Below are 15,858 nucleotides of genomic sequence, written 5' to 3' on the forward strand. Positions count from 1 at the left end.
CCTCAAATTCCCCGAATGCCCTGCAGGTTGGCTTGCATGGCCCGTATCACGTCCAAAGTAGTCTTCAGATCGCTTTCGGGAATACCGGCAATGACCTGCGCCCGCACTTTTACTGCGATGTCTTCAATCTCACCCGCCACGACCTTGCCGGTCTCGGTGATGTAGATTTCCTTGGCACGGCGATCGGAGCCGGCCACGCGCCGCTGCACGAAGCCCTGCGCTTCCATCGCATCGAGGATCCTGACGAGCGTTGGCGTCTCCAGCTCCAGCCGTTCGGCAAGTTCGCGCTGATTGATCCCATCTTTCTTGTTGAGCGTGAAGAAGACCCGGGCGCGCGGCAACGTCATGCTGCGCTCCCGCACTATCTTGTCGAAGACGGCCCTAAGCTTGCGATTGAAGGCAGCAAGGTCTTCGATTAGCTCACGCCCAAGGGTGGGTTTTGCCATATATTTCAGCCCCATTTTGTTAGTGCACTAATTATATCCTTACTACCTATATTATTTTCCGTTGTTTTTCAAGTGCCGACGCGCCTGCTCGGATGCAAGTCTCCTCCGACAGGCCTAGACTACCAAATAAGGCACAATGGAAGTGAGTCGTTTTGGCCGTGTTCCGCAGGTGACACTTTCGGTATTTTTGCATTAACCGCAAGTGAGACTGTGGAGAAGTCGAACAATGGGCAAAGCTCCCCTGTATCGACGGCGGCATTGGCGTCTTCTCTCTTCCGCACTTGATTTTGTCGCGCGCGCGCGCCACACCCGAAGCTGAACAAGACAGAACGGATCAAGATGAACGACGTCGCTCGAAAGATTGCCGCCGTTGCTCCCGCGGAGCAGCACTACCGGGAAGCCCCGAACAATATCGAGGCCGAACAGGCGCTTCTCGGCGCGATCCTGATGAACAACGACGCCTATTATCGGGTGTCGGACTTCCTGAAGCCGATCCATCTCTACGAACCGCTGCATCGCAAGATTTTCGAAGTCGCGGGCGACATCATCCGCATGGGCAAGATCGCCAATCCGGTGACGATCAAGACCTTCCTCAAGGCTGAGGAAAAGGTCGGTGACATGACGGTCTCCGAATATCTGGCGCGTCTTGCCCGCGAAGCCGTCACCATCATCAATGCCGAGGACTATGGTCGCGCGATCTACGATCTGGCGCTGCGTCGCGCGCTGATCACCATCGGCGAAGACGTCGTCAACATCGCCTATGACGCCCCGCTCGACATGCCGCCGCAGACACAGATCGAAGATACGGAACGTCGTCTGTTCGAACTCGCCGAGAACGGCCGCTACGATGGCGGCTTCCAGTCCTTCAACGATGCCGTGGCGCTTGCGATCGACATGGCAGCCGTCGCCAAGGAGCGCGACGGGGGTCTGTCCGGCATCTCCACCGGCATCCATTCGCTTGACGGCAAAATGGGCGGTTTGCAGCGTTCTGACTTGATCGTGCTTGCCGGTCGTCCGGGTATGGGCAAGACTTCGCTAGCGACCAACATCGCCTACAATATCGCGGCTGCCTATGAAGGCGAAGTGCAGCCCGATGGCAGCTACAAGGCCAAGAACGGCGGCGTCGTCGGCTTCTACTCGCTCGAAATGTCCTCCGAACAGCTGGCCACCCGTATCATCTCGGAACAGACGGAAGTCTCCTCCTCGAAGATCCGCCGCGGCGACATCAACGATGCCGACTTCGAAAAGCTCGTTGCCTGCTCGATGATGATGCAGAAGGTGCCGCTCTATATCGACCAGACCGGTGGTATCTCGATCGCGCAGCTTTCCGCCCGCGCCCGCCGCCTGAAGCGCCAGCGCGGCCTCGATTGCCTGGTCGTCGACTACATCCAGCTGATGACCGGCTCGGGCAAATCAGGCGAAAACCGCGTGCAGGAAATCACCCAGATCACGACGGGCCTGAAGGCGCTCGGTAAGGAACTCAACGTTCCGATCATTGCACTCTCCCAGCTGTCGCGTCAGGTCGAAAGCCGCGACGACAAGCGCCCGCAGCTTTCCGACCTTCGTGAATCCGGCTCGATCGAGCAGGACGCCGACGTCGTGCTCTTCGTGTTCCGTGAGGAATACTACGTCAAGAACCTCGAGCCGCGCGATCCGAACGATCCGAAGTATGCCGAATGGGAAGCGCTGTTCGACAAGGTGAAGGGTACGGCCGACGTCATCATTGCCAAGCAGCGCCACGGGCCGACCGGTACGGTGAAGCTCGCCTTCCAATCGGAATTCACCCGATTCGCCGACCTCGCCGATCCCTCCTTCATTCAGTACGAAGAGCACTGACGGGACCCTTTCCGTGAGCACACTGCTCGATCTACAAGCCGGCAGTTCGCAGGATGGCAACGGTCGCCACACCGACGGCAACACTTGCGAGCATCGGCAGCCGCCGCGCTGCGAGCGCCGTCACCAGGGAGGCCGCCGTTTCGGCCCAGCCTGTCGCAAAGGCGGTGGGCGCGATGACAGCCATCAGAACCGCTGGCGGTATCGCCTCGATGGCCGTGCGAGTCTGTTCCGTCATCTCGACATGGCGAAGGAGAAACAGGCCGCTCATGCGGGTCAGCACCGTTGCAGCCGCCATGGCGAGGATCGCAAGAAGCGTATGTAAGTCCAGGGTCATGCCGTGACTGCCTTTGTCTTGCCTGTCCAAAGCGCCGCGGCAAGTCCAGCGAGGGCCCCAGCTGCGATGTACCAAACGCCGGGCACGAATTGGTGCACCAGAACAGCGGCCAGCGCACTGGCGGCGAGCACCGAGCCCGTCGCGCGTCCCTTCCAGAAACCCATTGTCAGCACGACGAAGACTGCCGGAAAGGCGAAGTCGAGCCCGATCGCGGCAGGGTTGCCAAGGAAGGCCCCGAGCGATGCGCCAACCAGGGTCGACCCGACCCAGGCTGCATAGAACGGCGCCGCGACGCCCGCAAACCATGATGGCGTCAGTCGCGCTACGCCCACACGGAACTCTGCGATCGCCCATATCTCATCGGCGAGGAACAGCATGGCGGCATACTTCCGCAAGCCCGAGAAGGCCTGCATCTTCGTGCCGATCGATGCGCTCATCAGGACATGGCGGATATTGACAAGCAGGGCGGCAAATCCGACGCCCGCCCAACTGGCGGGGTGCGTCCAGATATCCATAGCGACAAACTGCGAGCCACCGGCAAAGACGAGTGCGCTCATCAGAGTGGCTTCGAGAGCAGACAGCCCTTTCGTGGCCGAAACCGCGCCAAAGACAAGACCGATCGGAATGACGGCGACGACGAGCGGCAGGATTGCCTTTGCCCCGGCAAGAAAATCGTCTGTCCGTCGCCTTTGAGTGAACATTGAAACCTCCAGAACTGCGAAAGTTCGGAGGGTGTTAAGCCGTTGCACGGCGATGGTCTTGAACGAAAGTGATCAACCCACGCGATACTGCCCCGGCGTGACGCCCGTGCGTGCCTTGAAATGGCGGGTGAAGTGCGCCTGGTCGGCGAAACCGCATTGGATCGCCACATCGGCGGGCGCTTGCCCTGCCCGCAACAGCTTGCGCGCCTCGCGCACCCGCTTGTCGGTCAGGAAGGCATGCGGAGTGATGTGATATTCGCGCCGGAATGCCCGGATGAGATGCGCGCGACTCAGACCCGCGACGTTAGCCAATTCGTCCAGCCCGACGTCGCTGTCGAAATTGTCGGTCAGATAGTCTCGCGCGCGGCCGACTGCGGTGCGCTCCTTGGTGTCCACCGGCACGACGATCGTGCTGCCGTAACGCTGGAAGATCGCAGCAAGCACGCGAAACATCGCCTCCTCGGATTCCAACGCTCCGGCGCCGCTCTCCAAGACGCGATGGGCGGCGTGGAAGGTGGCGGCCATCTCGGGATCGCTGAGAAGCTCCTTGGGGAAGGATGGGGTGGCGTTGAAGGCCTTGCCGGTCACGTCTTCGAGGATATCGACGAAGAGTTTGGTGTCCGGATAGATCATTCGGTAGCGATAGCCATCGCCACCCGGCACACCGTCATGCACGACGCCCGGGTCGATGAGATAGAGATCGCCTGCGCCGGTTTCCTCCCGGACGCCCTTCATCGTCGCGATCTGCGTGCCGCTTTCGATCGCGCCGATCGAGAAGGTGTCATGGGCATGCGGCGCATATTCATGCGTCACGAAGCTCGCGCTCAGGCACTCCATGTTACGGAAACGCCGGTCGCGCCAGAACCGTGCCCGCTCCATGCCTGCCAGCGGCATCGCGTCGGCCGCCTCTTTCTGCGATACGTTCTCCATCGAACCAAACTACTGCAGGCGCGCCCCTGCGTCTTGAACAAAAGTGATCGCAAGATGGATATCTCCTTGGCTTGCTTCCACTTTGCCTTATTGATCTCTAGACTGCGACCCGACTAGCACTCTCCCTATTTTTGTGAAGCACGATGACTGATTTTGTTGATAGTTTCGAAGATGAAGACCCATTCGACTCCGCTGGCCTGCGCCTGACCGTCGATCTGACGGCGCTGACGGAAAACTGGAAGGACATGGCGCGGCGCTCCGGCAAGGCGCGAGCCTCCGCGGTCGTGAAGGCGGATGCCTACGGCACCGGGATCGAAGACGCAGGCGAGGCGCTTTTCATGGCCGGCGCACGCGATTTCTTCGTGGCGACCGTCGATGAGGGCGTGACGCTTCGGCCTTATGCGCCCGACGCCCGCATTTTTGTCCTGTCCGGCGTCTGGCCTGGTACAGAGCGGCGGCTCTTCGAAAACGACCTCGTCCCGGTCATCTCATCGGAGGAGCAACTCGCCTTTTGGATGGCGGTTCTTGCCGACTACGGCGACTACCCCTGCGCGCTCAATGTCGATACGGGCTTCAACAGGCTGGGCCTTTCCATTGAAGAGGCAATGGCGCTCGCTGACGACGTTTCACGCCCGGCAAGTTTTGCGCCGGTGCTCGTCATGAGCCATCTCGCATGCAGTGACGACCATTCCTCGGAGATGAACAAGCAACAGCTTGAATCATTTCGGCAGTTTAGCGCGGCGTATGAAGGCATCGATTCAAGTCTTGCGGCGTCGGGCGGCATCTTCCTCGGCAGCGACTATCACTTCGATCTCACGCGCCCCGGCATAGCACTCTATGGCGGCGAAGCGGTCAACGGCCTGGCGAACCCGATGCGACCGGTGGTGACCGCCGAGGCGCGGATCATTCAGGTGCGCACGGCCAAGGCAGGCGAGTTCGTCGGCTACGGCCGTGCCTTGCAACTGACCCGCGACAGCAGGCTCGCCGTCGTGTCGGCGGGCTATGCCGATGGCTACCTGCGTAGCCAGTCGAGCGGTGGCGTGCCACTGCGACAGGTCGTGCCCGAGGGAGGTTATGGCTTCCTGGCTGGCCGGAAGATTCCCATTGCCGGCCGAATCACCATGGACCTGACGATTTTCGACGTCACTGACCTTCCGGAAAACGCAGTGCGCGCAGGCGATTACGTGGAATTGTTCGGAAAGAACGTGCTGGTCGACGACGTCGCTAGGTCGGCGGGTACGATCGGCTACGAAATCCTGACCAGCATCGGCCTTCGGCACGAGCGGCGTTACCTGCACGAGGAAGACTAAGGACCTAGCGCGTCGTTAGCGCCAATCGCACGCCCAGTGCCACCAGCAGCGCGCCAAGGCCGCGATCGAGCCAGAGGCCGATACTCTTTCTGCGTTTGATGAGATCGGCGAGGCGCCCTCCCGCCAGGATGAGCGGCGGCTCGATGAAGGCTGCAACGACAATGATGAAGACGCCATGGACCGCCAGCTGCAGCCACGTCGGTCCGGCACCCTCCACCACGAACTGCGGGAGGAAGGCGAGGAAGAAGACCGCGACTTTCGGGTTCAGCAGCGAAACGAGGATGCCCTCCTTGTAGACGCGGCTCCAGGGCAGGACATCCTTCGCCGCATTGACCAGGCCTCCTCCGCCCTTCGAGCGCAATGCCTGAATGCCGAGCCAGACGAGGTAGATCGCGCCGACCCACTTCACCACCGAGAAGGCCAGCGAGGAGGCGGCGAGGATCGCCGAAAGACCAAATGCCGCCATCGCCACATGCAGGCCGGCGCCCGTCCAGATGCCGAACAGCGCGGCGAAGCCGGTCCTCGTGCCGCTTTTGACGGTGTGGCCGAGAATGAAAGCCATGTCCGGACCGGGCGACAGATTGAGCAGGACCGCCGCGGTCAAGAACGCGATCCAATGCGCAAGCGAGTAATCCAGCATCGTCGTGGCCTCCAAGACAGTGGAGAACAGGTGCCACCGCAGCCCCTGATAGGGAAATCATTAGTTTTGATCGGTGCCGGGAATGATTATTTGAGCCATCAAAGTGATTCGATGCGACGCGTTGCGGCCATCCAACCGAAAGCATGATTGATGGCGAAGGCCAGGACACATTTCATCTGCCAGAGCTGCGGCGCGGTCCACAACCGCTGGGCGGGCAAATGCGATAACTGCGGCGAGTGGAATACCATCGTCGAAGAAGACCCGATGGGCGGCATCGGCGGCGGCCCGGCGAAGACGCCGAAGAAGGGCCGGCCGGTCACCCTGACGACGCTGTCAGGCGAAATCGAGGAAGCTCCACGCATCCACACAGGCATTTCCGAACTCGATCGGGCTCTCGGCGGCGGCTTCGTGCGCGGCTCGGCCGTGCTGATAGGCGGCGATCCCGGCATCGGCAAATCGACGCTGCTGATGCAGGGAGCGGCAGCTCTATCGCGCCATGGCCACCGCGTCATCTACGTATCGGGTGAAGAGGCGGTCGCCCAGGTACGGCTGCGGGCGCAGCGCCTGCAGGCTGCCGACACCGATGTGCTGCTCGCCGCGGAAACCAATGTGGAGGACATTCTGGCGACGGTCGCCGAAGGCAAGCGGCCCGATCTCGTGATCATCGACTCGATCCAGACGCTTTGGAGCGAACTGGCCGAGTCCGCGCCCGGAACCGTAACGCAGGTACGCACCGGCGTTCAGTCGATGATCCGCTTCGCGAAACAGACCGGTGCAGCCATGGTTCTTGTCGGTCACGTCACCAAGGACGGACAGATCGCGGGGCCGCGTGTCGTTGAGCATATGGTCGATGCCGTGCTCTACTTCGAAGGCGATCGCGGTCACCACTATCGCATCCTGCGAACGGTCAAGAACCGCTTTGGGCCGACGGACGAGATCGGTGTCTTCGAGATGTCGGACAAGGGATTGCGCGAGGTTGCCAATCCATCCGAGCTATTCCTTGGCGAGCGCAACGAGAAATCACCGGGAGCGGCCGTCTTTGCCGGCATGGAGGGCACGCGCCCGATCCTGGTCGAAGTGCAGGCGCTCGTTGCCCCGACATCGCTCGGCACCCCGCGCCGCGCAGTGGTCGGCTGGGACTCGGCGCGCCTGTCGATGATCCTTGCCGTACTCGAGGCGCATTGCGGCGTTCGGCTCGGTCAGCACGACGTCTATCTGAACATTGCAGGCGGTTACCGCATCTCGGAACCGGCGGCCGATCTCGCCGTGGCCTCGGCCTTGGTTTCATCGCTCGCCGGTATTGCCCTGCCGGCCAATTGTGTCTATTTCGGCGAAGTCAGCCTGTCGGGCGCCGTCCGGCCGGTTTCACAGACGTCCCAGCGCCTCAAAGAAGCCGAGAAGCTGGGCTTTTCTGCCGCGCTGCTTCCCTCGGCGTCAGCCGACCTGCCAAAGGGTTCCGGCGGTCGCTGGAGCGAGATCGAGAGCCTTCCGGACCTGGTTGCACGCATTGCCGGTTCGAAAGGCGCACTGCGACGTGTGGAAGAAGAGGTTTGATCCTTTCATCGCCTACACCGGTGATGTTATAGGAAGCACGCAATGAGGCGCGACCAAGCCGTATATAAACGGCGGTCCTGGAGTTGAATTTATATGCCCATTACGATTTTCGACGGTATTGTCATCGGCGTCGTTCTTTTCTCCGCCGTACTTGCAATGGTCCGCGGCTTCTCCCGCGAAGTTCTTTCTATCGCAAGCTGGGGCGGCTCTGCAGCCGCCGCATACTATTTCTATCCCTACCTCGTCCCCTACGCGAAGAAGTACACCGACGACGACCGCATCGCGCTCGTCGGTTCGGCAGCTGTCGTGTTCCTGATCGCGCTGATCGTGATCTCCTTCATCACCATGAAGATCGCGGACTTCATCATCGACAGCCGGATCGGGGCGCTGGACCGCACTTTGGGCTTTCTCTTCGGCGCGGCTAGGGGCATACTTCTTCTCGTCGTGGCCGTCGCCTTCTGGAACTGGCTCGTGGACGCGGATCACCGCCCGGCCTGGGTGAACAACGCCAAGTCGAAGCCGTTCCTGGACTCGATGGTCGTCAAGTTGCAGTCCGTACTACCAGCGGAATTCGCGCAAATGGTGCGGGCGAGCGTGATGGACAAAATTCAGCCGCAGGGCGGCAATACTGACAGCGGCAACGCGCCGGCATCCGACCAGGCGGCGCCAGCCGAAGATGCAGCTCCTGTCCCTGCAACCGGCGCACAGCAGCCGTCTAATTGACGCAGTGTTCAACAGCTTGACCCGCCGCCTGGCAATTGCCATCTGAGCGGAACGTGAATAAAGGTCCGGCCGGGCATCCGCTCTGCCGGGCCTCAGCCGTTTAAAACGCATGATCACGGCGTCATGCTATGGAAAGCCGATCCATTCTTGTGAGAGCAAAGGCCCGCATCGATGAACCAGTCCCATTCCTTGACGCTTAATGACGAATTCGATGGAGACACCCTCCACGAAGAATGCGGCGTCTTCGGCATTCTTGGCCATGACGATGCGTCTACCCTGACCGCGCTCGGCCTGCATGCACTTCAGCATCGCGGGCAGGAAGCAGCCGGCATTGTCTCGTTCGATGGACTGCGCTTTTATTCCGAACGTCACATGGGTCTCGTCGGCGACCATTATACCAATCCGACCACGCTTGCTCGCCTGCCCGGAAACATCTCCATCGGCCACAACCGCTATTCAACGACCGGGGAAGTCGCCCTCCGCAACGTGCAGCCGCTCTTCGCCGAACTTGAAGTCGGCGGCATCGCTATCGCCCACAACGGCAACTTCACAAATGGCCTGACCCTTCGTCGCCAGTTGATCGCCGGTGGCGCCATCTGTCAGTCGACCTCCGATACGGAAGTGGTTCTCCACCTCATCGCCCGCTCGCGCTACACCTCCACGGCCGACCGCTTCATTGATGCTATTCGCCAGATGGAAGGCGGCTATTCGATGCTCGCCATGACACGCACGAAGCTCATCGCGGCACGCGACCCCACGGGTATCCGCCCGCTGGTTATGGGCGAACTCGACGGCAAGCCGATCTTCGCTTCCGAGACCTGTGCACTCGATATCATCGGCGCGAAATTCATCCGCGACGTCGAGAACGGCGAAGTCATCATCTGCGAGATCCAGCCTGATGGTTCAATCTCGATCGACGCGCGCAAGGCCGGTAACGGCCAGCCGGAACGCCTCTGCCTGTTCGAATATGTCTATTTCGCCCGCCCTGACTCGGTGGTCGGCGGTCGCAGCGTCTATGTCGCGCGCAAGAACATGGGCATCAATCTTGCAAAAGAAGCCCCGGTTGACGCCGACGTCGTCGTTCCGGTTCCGGATGGCGGCACGCCGGCTGCACTCGGCTATGCTCAGGAAAGCGGCATCCCCTTCGAATACGGTATCATCCGCAACCACTATGTCGGCCGCACCTTCATCGAACCGACGCAGCAGATCCGCGCCTTTGGCGTCAAGCTGAAGCATTCCGCCAACCGGGCGATGATCGAAGGCAAGCGCGTCGTGCTCGTCGACGATTCGGTCGTGCGCGGCACGACGTCGCTGAAGATCGTGCAAATGATCCGCGATGCCGGTGCCAAGGAAGTGCACCTGCGCGTCGCAAGTCCGATGATCTATTATCCTGATTTCTACGGCATCGACACGCCTGATCGCGAGAAGCTTCTCGCCAACCAGTACGACAGCCTAGAGGCCATGTGCAAATATATCGGCGCGGACTCGCTGGAATTCCTGTCGATCAACGGCCTTTATCGCGCCGTCGGCGGCGAGGATCGCAATGACGCCCGTCCGCAGTTTACCGACCACTACTTCACCGGTGACTATCCGACCCGCCTCCTCGACAAGGAAGGCGAAACGATGGGCCGCAAGGTTTCCCTGCTCGCGACCAACGGCTGACAGCCATTGGCTTTGACATTTGATTAAGGGGCGCTTATTGCGCCCCTTAATTCTTCAGCGACGCAGGACCGGGGCACAATGACTATCAACCTTGAAGGCAAGATCGCGCTCGTTACCGGCGCATCCCGAGGTATCGGCTATTTCACGGCGCTGGAGCTGGCAAAGGCCGGAGCGCATGTGATTGCCTGCGCCCGCACGGTCGGCGGCCTCGAGGATCTCGATGATGCGATCAAGGCCGCTGGTGGCTCCGCCGCTACCCTCGTCCCGTTCGACCTCGCCGACATGAACGCCATCGATGCGCTCGGTGCCTCGATCTTCGAGCGCTGGGGCAAGCTCGACATTCTCGTCGCCAACGCAGGTGTGCTCGGCGTGATTTCGCCAATCGGACATGTCGAGGCAAAGACCTTCGAGAAGGTGATGAACATCAACGTCACCGCGACATGGCGGCTGATCCGCTCGGTCGATCCGCTGCTTTCGCGCTCCGACGCCGGCCGCGCCGTCATTCTCTCATCGGGTGCTGCGCACAAGTGTCGTCCGTTCTGGGGCCCCTACTCCGCTTCCAAGGCAGCCGTCGAAGCACTGGCGCGCACGTGGGCTGGCGAAACGCAGCGCACGCCGCTTCGGATCACCAGTGTCGATCCGGGTGCGACCCGCACTGCTATGCGTGCCCAGGCTGTCCCGGGAGAAGATCCCGAGACGTTGCCGCATCCCTCCGAGGTCGCCAAGGCGATCCTGCCGCTGGTCGGCCCTGATGTGACCGAAACCGGTAAGCTCTTCATCGTCCGCGAGAACAAGCTCGTCGACTACCGCCTACCGGAATAAGCACGCTTCACTTGGCGGCCAGAGCCGGGAACAGGTGCGCGAAACCTGTTTCCGATGGGCAGAGCGCGTTAAGGTCGACCGAACCCTTAATGCCATCCAGCCCGCCGTTGTCAGCGAATTGCCAGATCGACCAACCGCCGCAGTCCTCCCGTTTCGGCGCCTGGCCGATGCTGCGTAGCCAGAGATAGTGATCAGGAAAACGTGCCTCGTTGCCCTTCAGGTACTGATCGAAGAATTGCTGGTTCAGGTAGAAGATCGGTTTGCCGGGATAGGCACCATTCAGCTCATCAAAGAACGCGCTGATCTCGGCGCTCAACTCCTCGAGCGTCGGCACCTTGCCGCAGTTTCCGGTAAATTCGAGGTCGATCGCGATCGGCATCGCATCCATTTCGACCGGGACGGTTCCCATGACATTGCGCGCCTGTTCGCGGCCGGGGCGGCAGAAGGTGAAGAAGTGATAGGCGCCACGCACGATGCCGGCGTCCCTCGCCGCCTTCCAGTTTTCGGCAAAACGCTTGTCGCGGTGGTCGCCCCCCTCGGTCGCCTTCATGATCGCGAAACGGACGTTCGGCTGGCGTGCCAGCGCTTGCCAATCTATGGCACCCTGATGGTGGCTGATGTCGACGCCCTGTATGGGATAGTCCGCAAGCGTCGGAGGTGTGAACGGTGCCATGGCGCGATCGTATGCCAGATACGATGCGACCGCGACAGCTAGAATCACCACCGCGAGGACTGTTCGATAGAGGGTTTTCATCACTCCAATGGTCTTTCGTTTTCCTTGACGCGTTGTAGCAGAATTTCGTGAGGTCGCGGCGGATGGCATCAGCCCGGCCCTGCGCTTGCGCTTCGGGCGTTCGGCGCTGCAATCGATTCACTGGATAGATTGCTCCGGTTAGGGGCCGGACCGCTTCTCACCCCCCTTGACCAAACCGGGTTAGCGCGCCATAAAACCCGCCATGAAAACGGTTATCTGCATTATCTGCCGGAAGATTATTCGCTAGCGCGCTCGCTGGCCTGGCCGTTTTCGTCTCCTGAAAAGTCCAAGATGAGAAACGCCCCGGCCCGCCGGGTAGCAGCATTTTTTTCGGATCATTGCATTTGGGAGAGTAGACATGGCCGGCGCGCCAGACACAAAGAAGCCGGAACTGAAGCTTTACAACACGCTGACGCGCGAAAAGACGGCCTTTGCGCCGATCGATCCGCAGAACGTGCGCATGTATGTCTGCGGCCCTACCGTCTATGACTACGCCCATATCGGCAATGCGCGCCCGGCCATTGTCTTCGACATTCTGTTCCGCCTGCTCCGGCACGTCTATGGCGCCGAGCACGTCACCTATGCGCGCAATATCACTGATGTCGATGACAAGATCAATGCAAGGGCTCTGCGGGACCATCCCGGTTTGCCGCTGAACGAGGCGATCCGCCTGGTCACCGAAAAGACCGAGACGCAATATCTCGAAGATGCAAAGGCGCTCGGCTGCCTCGACCCGACGATCCAGCCCCGGGCGACAGAAAACATCGCCCAGATGATCGAGATCATCGAGAAGCTGATCGCCAAGGGCCATGCCTATCAAGCGGCCGGCGAAGTGCTGTTCGACACGAAATCGATGGTCGACTATGGCCAGCTTTCGAAGCGCAATCTCGATGAACAGCAGGCCGGAGCCCGCATCGCCGTCGATGCGCACAAAAAGAACCCCGGCGACTTCGTGCTCTGGAAACTCTCGAGCGAGAGCGAGCCAGGCTGGGAGAGCCCCTGGGGCCGTGGCCGCCCCGGCTGGCATATCGAATGCTCGGCCATGAGCGAGCGCTATCTCGGCGAGGTCTTCGACATCCACGGCGGCGGTCTCGACCTGATTTTCCCGCACCATGAGAACGAGATCGCACAGTCGCGTTGCGCCCATGGCACCAAGGTCATGGCGAATGTCTGGATGCACAACGGCTTCCTGCAAGTCGAAGGCCGCAAGATGTCGAAGTCCGAAGGCAACTTCGTCACCATCTATGAACTGCTGCATACTCAGAAGTTCGGCGGTCGGCAGTGGCCAGGCGACGTGCTGCGCCTTGCAATGCTGATGACTCATTATCGCGAGCCGATCGATTTTTCCGTCAAGCGGCTGGAAGAAGCCGAGCGCCTTCTCGCCAAATGGCCAGCAGCCGATGCCGCGGGCGCAGAGCCCGATGCCACGGTGGTCAGGGCCTTGGCCGACGACCTCAACACGGTGGCGGCGATCCAGGCGCTGCATACGCTTGCCCAGTCCGGCGATCACGCAACGTTCGCCGCGAGTGCCGCGCTGCTCGGCGTCCTTCCTGAGATGGCCGAGATCGACGAGGCGGTTGCGATCGAAATCGACCGGCGCGTGAAGGTACGGCTCGAATTGCTGAAGGCGAAGAACTTCGCCGAGGCCGACAAGATCCGCGAGACGCTGCTTGCCGAAGGCATCCAGCTCAAGGACGGCAAGGATCCGGCTACTGGCGAGCGGGTAACGACATGGGAGGTGAAGAGATGAACACCTATACCGGCGGATGCCAGTGCGGAGCAATCCGCTTCCGGGTTCGCGGAACCTTGAAGGATTCATCCATCTGCCATTGTCGCATGTGCCAGAAGGCGTTTGGCGCCTACTACGCACCTCTGGTTTCCGTCCGTGGCGCAGAGTTCGAGTGGACGCGCGGCGAGCGCAAGCGCTTCCGCTCGTCGAACCTGGTCGAGCGCGGCTTCTGCGCCGATTGCGGTACGCCACTGACATACGAGGCGCCGGATGGCATGGCGATCGCGGCTGGCGCCTTCGACGATCCCTCGGCGCTTCCGCCGGTCATTCAGTTCGGCACGGAGCGCAAGATCGGCTTCGTCGATCACCTGCATGAGTTGCCCGCGCGCGAGACCGAAGAGGACGTTGAGGCTGCGCCCTTCGTGCTCGACATCGTTTCCTACCAGCATCCGGATCACGACACGACCACCTGGCCCGAGGAGAGGAACCCGTGACAACAGCTGCGGCTCTGAGCGGAGGTTGCCAATGCGGCGCGGTTCGCTACCAGGTCGTGGGTGAACTCGGCTATCCGCACCTTTGCCACTGCCGCATGTGCCAGAAGGCGGCTGGAAACTACTTCATGCCGCTCGCCGCCGCCAAGCGAAGGGTTTTTGCGCTGACGCGTGGCGAACCGAAGTGGTTTCACTCGTCCGATATCGTCCGCCGCGGCTTTTGTGCCGACTGCGGGACGCCGCTTTTCTATGATGTTCCGGATGCGGATTTCGTCAACATCGTGCTCGGCTCCTTGGACGATCCCGATAGCGTCAAGCCGGTGATGCAATCGAACACCGGACGCAAGATGAGCTGGTTTCATGAGCTCGACGTACTGCCCATCGAGCCCGAAGCGGAAACGCCCGAGAGCGAAAACGCGATTGCCGCCAGCAATCACCAGCACCCCGACCACGACACAGCACATTGGCCAACCGGAGCGTCAGCATGAGCGAACCCATTCGTACCGGCGGCTGCCAATGCGGCGCGGTCAGATTCCGCACCAGCGGCAAGCTTGGCCGCCCCTCGATCTGCCATTGCCGCATGTGTCAGAAGCAGTTCGGCGGCCTCTTTTCCGCCCTTGTGACCGCGCCTGACGAGGGGATGGAGTGGACACGCGGCGAACCCAGCTATTTCCAGTCGTCGGTCAATATCGAGCGCGGCTTTTGCAAGAACTGCGGCACGCCGATGACCTACCGCCACCCGGGCGGCCTCGAACTGGCGATCGGCACGTTCGACGAGCGCAGCGACCTGGCCCCGCAGATCCAAGTCAACTACGACGCCCGCATTCCCTGGGTCGAGACTATCTTCGACCAACGCATTCACAAAGAACCCGATTTTTATGCACGGCAGGAGGCGATCATCTCCTTCCAGCATCCCGATTACGATACTGCAATCTGGCCAACCGAAGGCGTAGAACATGACTGAAGTGCTCCGTACCCTCTATCCCGAAATCGAACCCTATGCCTCAGGGCATCTCGACGTCGGCGATGGCCACAAGATCTATTGGGAACGTTCGGGCACAGCGGGTGCAAAGCCGGCAGTCTTCTTGCACGGCGGACCGGGCGGCGGCTTCTCTCCGAGCCACCGCCGCCTGTTCGATCCCGCACTCTACGATGTGCTGCTGTTCGACCAGCGCGGATGCGGCAAGTCCACGCCGTATGCCGATCTCAATGCCAACACCACCTGGCATCTCGTCGCCGATATCGAGCGACTGCGTGAAATGGCAGGCGTCGAGAAGTGGCAGGTGTTCGGCGGTTCGTGGGGCTCGACGCTGGCGCTCGCTTATGCCGAGACGTACCCGGAACGCGTTTCCGAACTGGTCGTGCGCGGTATCTATACGCTGACCAAAGCCGAGCTCGACTGGTACTATCAGTTCGGCGTGTCGGAAATGTTCCCCGACAAGTGGGAGCGCTTCATCGCGCCGATCCCGCCCGAAGAGCGCCACGAGATGATGCTGGCCTACAATCGCCGGCTCACTGGTGCGGACCGGTCCGTTGCCCTTGAGGCCGCTCAAGCCTGGAGCATCTGGGAAGGCGAGACAATCACGCTGCTGCCGGAAAAATCGACCAGCGGCAAGTTCGAGGATGCCGACTTCGCCTACGCCTTTTCCCGGATCGAAAACCACTTCTTCGTCAATGCCGGCTGGATGGACGAAGGCCAACTGCTGCGCGATGCCTACAAGCTGAAGGATATTCCAGGCGTCATCGTGCATGGCCGCTACGACATGCCCTGCCCGGCAAAATACGCCTGGCTGCTGCACAAGGCGTGGCCGCAGGCTGAGTTCCATCTGATCGAAGGCGCCGGACACGCTTATTCGGAGCCCGGCATCCTCGACCAGTTGATCCGGGCTACGGACAAGTTCGCCGGAAAGCAATAACGAGGCACAA

At 61.1% G+C, this 15,858-nt stretch carries 17 protein-coding genes; 11 read left to right on the forward strand and 6 right to left on the reverse strand.

All coding sequences use genetic code 11. The features are described 5' to 3' along the window. Positions 1-2: 2 nt before the first annotated feature. Positions 3-446: a MarR family winged helix-turn-helix transcriptional regulator gene (locus AF71_RS09155; protein WP_018116191.1), complete on the reverse strand. Its 444-nt coding sequence runs from the start codon at positions 444-446 to the stop codon at positions 3-5. Positions 447-785: 339 nt separating this feature from the next. Here AF71_RS09155 and AF71_RS09160 point away from each other — a divergent pair, with 339 nt between their 5' ends. Beyond that, complete coding sequence (locus tag AF71_RS09160) at positions 786-2,282, forward strand: replicative DNA helicase (RefSeq protein ID WP_018857382.1); 1,497 nt, start codon at positions 786-788, stop codon at positions 2,280-2,282. Between the two features lie 31 nt (positions 2,283-2,313). On the opposite strand, the gene AF71_RS09165 is transcribed toward AF71_RS09160, so the two are convergent. The 3 genes from AF71_RS09165 to AF71_RS09175 all read right to left on the reverse strand — a co-directional run bounded on the left by AF71_RS09165 (position 2,314) and on the right by AF71_RS09175 (position 4,211). Then, positions 2,314-2,616, reverse strand: coding sequence for an AzlD domain-containing protein (locus tag AF71_RS09165; protein WP_018857383.1), 303 nt, complete (start codon positions 2,614-2,616; stop codon positions 2,314-2,316). After that, positions 2,613-3,317, reverse strand: coding sequence for an AzlC family ABC transporter permease (locus AF71_RS09170; protein ID WP_018857384.1), 705 nt, complete (start codon positions 3,315-3,317; stop codon positions 2,613-2,615). The genes AF71_RS09165 and AF71_RS09170 overlap by 4 nt, the downstream gene beginning before the upstream one ends. Before the next feature lie 72 nt (positions 3,318-3,389). Further along, positions 3,390-4,211: an AraC family transcriptional regulator gene (locus AF71_RS09175; protein WP_025659832.1), complete on the reverse strand. Its 822-nt coding sequence runs from the start codon at positions 4,209-4,211 to the stop codon at positions 3,390-3,392. Positions 4,212-4,390: 179 nt separating this feature from the next. Here AF71_RS09175 and alr point away from each other — a divergent pair, with 179 nt between their 5' ends. After that, a complete protein-coding gene (gene alr, locus AF71_RS09180; RefSeq protein WP_169681073.1) occupies positions 4,391-5,557 on the forward strand; it encodes an alanine racemase in 1,167 nt (388 codons plus the stop codon). A 4-nt stretch (positions 5,558-5,561) separates the two neighbouring features. Here alr and AF71_RS09185 read toward each other — a convergent pair whose 3' ends face one another. Next, positions 5,562-6,197: a LysE family translocator gene (locus tag AF71_RS09185; RefSeq protein ID WP_169681075.1), complete on the reverse strand. Its 636-nt coding sequence runs from the start codon at positions 6,195-6,197 to the stop codon at positions 5,562-5,564. Positions 6,198-6,347: 150 nt separating this feature from the next. Here AF71_RS09185 and radA point away from each other — a divergent pair, with 150 nt between their 5' ends. From radA to AF71_RS09205, 4 genes are all read left to right on the forward strand, one after another. After that, positions 6,348-7,751, forward strand: coding sequence for a DNA repair protein RadA (gene radA / locus AF71_RS09190; RefSeq protein WP_018857388.1), 1,404 nt, complete (start codon positions 6,348-6,350; stop codon positions 7,749-7,751). Positions 7,752-7,844: 93 nt separating this feature from the next. Further along, positions 7,845-8,474: a CvpA family protein gene (locus tag AF71_RS09195; RefSeq protein ID WP_169681077.1), complete on the forward strand. Its 630-nt coding sequence runs from the start codon at positions 7,845-7,847 to the stop codon at positions 8,472-8,474. 171 nt (positions 8,475-8,645) lie between these two features. Continuing rightward, the gene (gene purF, locus AF71_RS09200; protein ID WP_018857390.1) at positions 8,646-10,136 is read left to right on the forward strand and encodes an amidophosphoribosyltransferase; all 1,491 of its coding nucleotides are present in this window, start codon (positions 8,646-8,648) and stop codon (positions 10,134-10,136) included. Positions 10,137-10,214: 78 nt separating this feature from the next. Continuing rightward, positions 10,215-10,958: an SDR family NAD(P)-dependent oxidoreductase gene (locus AF71_RS09205; RefSeq protein ID WP_062369333.1), complete on the forward strand. Its 744-nt coding sequence runs from the start codon at positions 10,215-10,217 to the stop codon at positions 10,956-10,958. A 7-nt stretch (positions 10,959-10,965) separates the two neighbouring features. Here the strand turns inward: AF71_RS09205 and AF71_RS09210 are convergent, their stop codons facing one another. Continuing rightward, positions 10,966-11,712: a GH25 family lysozyme gene (locus AF71_RS09210; protein WP_112666415.1), complete on the reverse strand. Its 747-nt coding sequence runs from the start codon at positions 11,710-11,712 to the stop codon at positions 10,966-10,968. 358 nt (positions 11,713-12,070) lie between these two features. Between AF71_RS09210 and cysS the strand changes: the two genes are divergently transcribed. The 5 genes from cysS to pip are packed head-to-tail and all read left to right on the forward strand — an operon-like array spanning position 12,071 to position 15,848. Then, positions 12,071-13,462, forward strand: a complete 1,392-nt coding sequence (gene cysS, locus AF71_RS09215; RefSeq protein ID WP_025659838.1) for a cysteine--tRNA ligase — start codon at positions 12,071-12,073, stop codon at positions 13,460-13,462. Beyond that, entirely contained in the window at positions 13,459-13,935 is a 477-nt protein-coding gene (locus AF71_RS09220; RefSeq protein ID WP_018857394.1) for a GFA family protein, read from the forward strand. Before cysS ends, AF71_RS09220 begins: the two co-directional genes overlap by 4 nt. Continuing rightward, complete coding sequence (locus AF71_RS09225; protein ID WP_169681079.1) at positions 13,932-14,420, forward strand: GFA family protein; 489 nt, start codon at positions 13,932-13,934, stop codon at positions 14,418-14,420. Before AF71_RS09220 ends, AF71_RS09225 begins: the two co-directional genes overlap by 4 nt. Next, positions 14,417-14,896, forward strand: a complete 480-nt coding sequence (locus AF71_RS09230) for a GFA family protein (RefSeq protein WP_169681081.1) — start codon at positions 14,417-14,419, stop codon at positions 14,894-14,896. The genes AF71_RS09225 and AF71_RS09230 overlap by 4 nt, the downstream gene beginning before the upstream one ends. Next, a complete protein-coding gene (gene pip, locus AF71_RS09235; RefSeq protein WP_169681082.1) occupies positions 14,889-15,848 on the forward strand; it encodes a prolyl aminopeptidase in 960 nt (319 codons plus the stop codon). Before AF71_RS09230 ends, pip begins: the two co-directional genes overlap by 8 nt. Positions 15,849-15,858 lie beyond the last annotated feature (10 nt).

The organism is Rhizobium sp. 57MFTsu3.2 (assembly GCF_012932765.1).
Taxonomy (GTDB): Bacteria; Pseudomonadota; Alphaproteobacteria; order Rhizobiales; family Rhizobiaceae; genus Rhizobium; species Rhizobium altiplani.

What these genes read in the sequence shown, in the direction of transcription:
- AF71_RS09205 (WP_062369333.1), top strand. Translation starts at nt 10,215, where the DNA reads ATGACTATCAACCTTGAAGGCAAGATCGCGCTCGTTACCGGCGCATCC.
- pip (WP_169681082.1), top strand. Translation starts at nt 14,889, where the DNA reads ATGACTGAAGTGCTCCGTACCCTCTATCCCGAAATCGAACCCTATGCC.
- AF71_RS09210 (WP_112666415.1), bottom strand. Translation starts at nt 11,712, where the DNA reads ATGAAAACCCTCTATCGAACAGTCCTCGCGGTGGTGATTCTAGCTGTC.
- AF71_RS09155 (WP_018116191.1), bottom strand. Translation starts at nt 446, where the DNA reads ATGGCAAAACCCACCCTTGGGCGTGAGCTAATCGAAGACCTTGCTGCC.
- AF71_RS09165 (WP_018857383.1), bottom strand. Translation starts at nt 2,616, where the DNA reads ATGACCCTGGACTTACATACGCTTCTTGCGATCCTCGCCATGGCGGCT.
- radA (WP_018857388.1), top strand. Translation starts at nt 6,348, where the DNA reads ATGGCGAAGGCCAGGACACATTTCATCTGCCAGAGCTGCGGCGCGGTC.
- alr (WP_169681073.1), top strand. Translation starts at nt 4,391, where the DNA reads ATGACTGATTTTGTTGATAGTTTCGAAGATGAAGACCCATTCGACTCC.
- AF71_RS09170 (WP_018857384.1), bottom strand. Translation starts at nt 3,317, where the DNA reads ATGTTCACTCAAAGGCGACGGACAGACGATTTTCTTGCCGGGGCAAAG.
- AF71_RS09175 (WP_025659832.1), bottom strand. Translation starts at nt 4,211, where the DNA reads ATGCCGCTGGCAGGCATGGAGCGGGCACGGTTCTGGCGCGACCGGCGT.
- AF71_RS09230 (WP_169681081.1), top strand. Translation starts at nt 14,417, where the DNA reads ATGAGCGAACCCATTCGTACCGGCGGCTGCCAATGCGGCGCGGTCAGA.
- AF71_RS09185 (WP_169681075.1), bottom strand. Translation starts at nt 6,197, where the DNA reads ATGCTGGATTACTCGCTTGCGCATTGGATCGCGTTCTTGACCGCGGCG.
- AF71_RS09220 (WP_018857394.1), top strand. Translation starts at nt 13,459, where the DNA reads ATGAACACCTATACCGGCGGATGCCAGTGCGGAGCAATCCGCTTCCGG.
- purF (WP_018857390.1), top strand. Translation starts at nt 8,646, where the DNA reads ATGAACCAGTCCCATTCCTTGACGCTTAATGACGAATTCGATGGAGAC.
- cysS (WP_025659838.1), top strand. Translation starts at nt 12,071, where the DNA reads ATGGCCGGCGCGCCAGACACAAAGAAGCCGGAACTGAAGCTTTACAAC.
- AF71_RS09195 (WP_169681077.1), top strand. Translation starts at nt 7,845, where the DNA reads ATGCCCATTACGATTTTCGACGGTATTGTCATCGGCGTCGTTCTTTTC.
- AF71_RS09160 (WP_018857382.1), top strand. Translation starts at nt 786, where the DNA reads ATGAACGACGTCGCTCGAAAGATTGCCGCCGTTGCTCCCGCGGAGCAG.